The organism is Mesorhizobium sp. M7A.F.Ca.CA.002.15.2.1, from assembly GCF_003998715.1.
Lineage (GTDB): Bacteria > Pseudomonadota > Alphaproteobacteria > Rhizobiales > Rhizobiaceae > Mesorhizobium > Mesorhizobium ciceri.
The window spans coordinates 1-4,508 of record NZ_RZPI01000468.1; the positions used below are offsets into that span (position 1 = coordinate 1).

The following is a 4,508-nucleotide window of genomic DNA, read 5'->3' on the forward strand; positions in this document are numbered from 1 at the left end:
CCACCGCGACAGGTGTCGTTGCCGGGGCGGTGGCAGGCGGTGCGGTCGGAGGCATTGTCGGCGCTCTGACGGAGTCCGGCGTGCCCGAGAACGATGCCCACGTGTATGCGGAGGGCGTACGCCGCGGCGGCACGTTGGTCACGGCCAGGGTGGACGATGAACTCATTGCAAATGCCGAGGAAATTCTGGGGCAATCCAGATCGGTCGATCTTGCCGAACGCCGCAGGGCTTACGAGGCTGGCGGCTGGACCGGCTTCGATGCCAATGCCGGCGAATATATCCCTGACGAGACCGATCGCGACAGCGCTCGGGCGATCAATCGGCCTTGAACGAGGAGGTGTGGTCGCACGTACCGAACGACGAGGTTTCACGAAGTGCTACGGAGCGTGTGGGACAGATGTTCGAGTTGCCCGGCTTCAAGATCTCCGTGAGCAAGGCATGAAGCTTCCCGGCTGTCCGGCGCGTTAAGTGATCTCAGTTGAATCCCCGACCGTTCAAGCGAACTGGCTGGCTGTCGGGTTGGCGTGCTGCACGAAAAGTACTCAGCGATCAAGGTGCGGTGTTGGTATGGTGGTGCGCTGGCGGGCTCTGGTCACGCTGAGCCGCACGTCTGCCGCCTGGCTCATATCGGGCGTGCGCCTGTTCGATCTCACAACTCGATTCTAGTGACTGTGGCTCCCCTTATGTTCGACTATTAACTGTTCGGCCAAGTTGGGCGTTGACGCTTCCTCTCTATAAGAGTTAATAATCTCCTAATATAAGAAGCATCTAAAGTTCGTGGTCGAAAGCCACGAGTTTGACGATGTAGGTTGGGTAGGGAACGTAGCGTGACGACCAGTCGTCGCGTCCAGCAGCATCGGGTCAATATCCGTCCGTGAATGGCCAGCTTGAGGCGGCTGTTCCAGGCGCGGCGGTGTGCCTGGATGAGGGCGAAAATTCATGCCTGCCTGGATTCGCGCGGTTTTTCTTCGGCTGGAAGCAGCCGGTCGTTCAGTACTGTCGATAAAACAGAAAAACAGATGAGGCGTCTGTTCTTAAAAGGGGGGTTGAAAAATGGCTACTCAGGTCACCGGTGCCGGCGGCACCACGACGTCTTTCTCCAACACGCCGCAGGCGAAGGATGACCTGTTTACCTATGATAGTTTCCAATCCGTCTTCCTGAACGTGATGGCCAACGATCTCGGCGGGAATGCCAAGACCCTCTGGTCAGTCGACAATGGCATCAACAACACAGGCGCAATGAATGGATACACCGCCGCTGATTTGTTGACCCAAGACTTAGCACGCACTGAATCCCCCACCTCCGAGACAAGTTATAACGGCGCGAAGATCTGGATTACGTCCGACGGACTCGTGGGATACGACGCGACTACCTTGTCAGCGGCGTTCAAGGCACAGTTACAGGGCTTGAATGCGGGACAGTACCTGACTGACAGCTTCATCTACTCGGTCCGGCTCGGCAATGGAACGCTCAGCTGGGCAACCGCGACGGTACATTTCGCCGGCACCAACGACGCCGCGGTGATTTCCGGCGTCTCTACGGGCGCGGTCGTCGAGGCTGGCGGTGTCGCCAATGCCATCACCGGGACGCCGACGGTGAGCGGCACGCTGACAGATACCGACGTCGACAACACGCCCAATACGTTCCAGGCGGTCGCGCCCGGAACCGCGGGCGATCATGGGTATGGGACCTACCAGATGACCGCGGGTGGTGTCTGGACCTTCACCCTCAACAACAACAATGCGGCAGTGCAGGGTCTCAACGTCGGCCAGCATCTCACCGAGACGTTTACCGTCCACACACAGGACGGCACGGCCCAAGTAGTAACGGTCACGATCAACGGCACCAATGACGCGGCTGTAATCTCCGGCACCATTGCCGGCACGGTCGTCGAGGCCGGCGGCGCTATCAATGGCACCCCGAGTGTCAGCGGCACGCTGACGGATACCGACGTCGACAATCTGGCGAACACGTTCCAGGCGGTTGGTGCCGGCGGGGCAACTGACCACGGCTACGGCACCTTTGCGATGAACGCGGCGGGCACCTGGACCTATACGCTCGACAACACGAATAGTGCGGTCCAGGAACTCAACGCGGGCGATCATTTGATCGACACATTCACGGTTCGGACTGCGGACGGGACAGCGCAGGTAGTAACGGTCACGATCAATGGAATTACTGATAACGCGACGGTCAACCTGAGCGCCTCGACGGTCGCCGAGGGCGCGGTCGCCAACTACGTGTTCACGGCGACGCTGTCGGACGCCTCGCATGGCGTCACCACGATCACCACCGACAAGGGCGACATCACCATCGCCGATGGCCAGACCACCGGCACGCTGACGATCGCCTCGGGCAATGGCGAGGACGTCTACAACGACGCATCGAGCCTGACCGCCAACATCACCGCCACCGCGGGCGGCAACTTCGAGCACCTGGTGATCGGCACCGGCACGGCGACGGCCAACGTCACCGACACCACCACCGACGCGACGGTGAATCTCAGCACGTCGAACGTTACGGATCACGATACCAACGTCACCTTCACGGCGACGTTGAGCAACGCCTCGCAAGGCGTCACCACGGTCCACACCGACCATGGCGACATCACCATCGCTAACGGCCAGACCGTTGGCACACTGGTGATCGCAACCCCCAACGCATCAAGCCTGTCCGCGACCATCACCGGCACCTTGGGCGGCAACTTTGAACACCTGGTGGTCGGCACCGGCACGGCGACGGCGCAGATCATCGACGCAACTGCGCCGACCGTGACGATTACCGACGACGAGCCGGCGGCGACGGCCAACATTGCCGGTGGCAATGTCCTCTACACCTTCACCTTCAGCGAGCCTGTCACCGGATTTGTTACATCAGATATCGTTGTGGGAGGCGGTACCAAGGGTACGTTCACCGCGGTGAGCAGCACGGTTTACACCTTGGATGTGATCCCAACCGCGAATACGCAGGCCGGTATCATCACCGTAGATGTGGCGGCAGGCGCGGCCAACGATGCAGCCAGCAACGGCAACACGGTGGCGATCCAGGCGACGCAAGCTTACGACACCAAGGCGCCGACGGTTATCATCACCGACGACGAGCCGGCGGCGACGGCCAACATTGCCGGTGGCAGTGTCCTCTACACCTTCACCACCAGCGAGAGCGTTGGCAGCACGCTGACCATTGCGGACGTGACGGTAACGGGCGGCACGGTCGGTGCGCTGACGCAAGTCGGCACCAGCAACGTATATAACCTGACCGTGACCCCGACGGCCAACGTCGATGCCGGCACGATCAGTGTAACAGTGAACCAGGTTGGCATCACCGATACGGCGGGCAATTCGGGGACCGGCACTGTCAATGCCACCCAGGCCTACGATACCAAGGCGCCGACCGTTTCGGTCGACATCATCGCCCCAGACCTGCCGGCAGGCGGGACATCACAGGTAAAGTTTGTCTTCAGCGAAGTCCCTACCGGTTTCACGGCGGCCGACATCATTGTGACGTCAGGCAGCGGCTCGATCACCAGCGGGCCGACCATAGACGCCACAGATCCAACCGGCAAAACCTATGTCGCAACGTTCACCGCATCTTCGACTTTTGTCGGAAACGCGACCGTTTCAGTGAGCTCGGGAAGCTATACGGATGCAGCTCTGAACACAGGCTCCGGAGGCAACGACACGGTATTCGAGGGCTTTACCTTTGACGCAGCGACGAAGGAAAACGGGCAAAGCGGCAATTTCACTCTTTCCGGGCACTATAATACCGGTGTGACGATACGCGCGTACTGGGACGTCGACAATCCGACCCACGCAGTTGCCGTGACGCTGAATGGCGATGGCACCTGGAGCGGGGCTAAGACCAACCTGGGCAACAACACCGGAGCCCACACCTTCTTTGTGGTCGCTACGACAGGCAGCAGTACCATTGTCCAATCCATCGGTGTCACAGCGCCCGCCGGCATTGCCGGAGAGGCTGTGAACTTGGGACTTACCGATCCAGCCGGCCACGATGGCGCGATTACGCTCACGATTAGTGACGTCCCCGACGGATGGACGATCGATGGGGGCACCCGCAACGCGGACGGCTCTTGGACCGCAACAACCACGAATGTTTCCGCCCTGACCGTCACGACGCCGGTCACCTATACCGGTGCACACGTGCTCAACGTGACCGGGACCTGGAGTAACGAGGACGGGACCACCGGGACCATGACCATCGCGGACAACGTGGAAATCTATGCCAAGGGTTCGCCCATCTTTGCTTTGTCTGGAAACGACTACCTGACCGGGTCCAGCGGCAACGACCTCTTCGTCTTCTCGCAGCCGATCGGTGCCGACACGGTGCACAATTTCGACGCCGCGGCCGACCAGATCGACCTTATCGGCTACAACGGACTGGCGGACTTTGCCGACCTGCAGACCCATATCGCCGACGATGCCCACGGCAACGCGGTGATCACGCTGGGCGATGGGCAGTCGATCACGCTGGATGGCGTGCACTCGGG

At 60.6% G+C, this 4,508-nt stretch carries 1 protein-coding gene and 1 pseudogene; both read left to right on the forward strand.

The window, feature by feature from the left end:
* Positions 1-329, forward strand: a pseudogene (locus tag ENZ74_RS22855) (hypothetical protein); the annotation flags it as partial.
* A 724-nt stretch (positions 330-1,053) separates the two neighbouring features.
* Positions 1,054-4,508 (forward strand): VCBS domain-containing protein (locus ENZ74_RS22860; protein WP_127313002.1); only part of this gene is annotated, 3,455 nt, incomplete at its 3' end.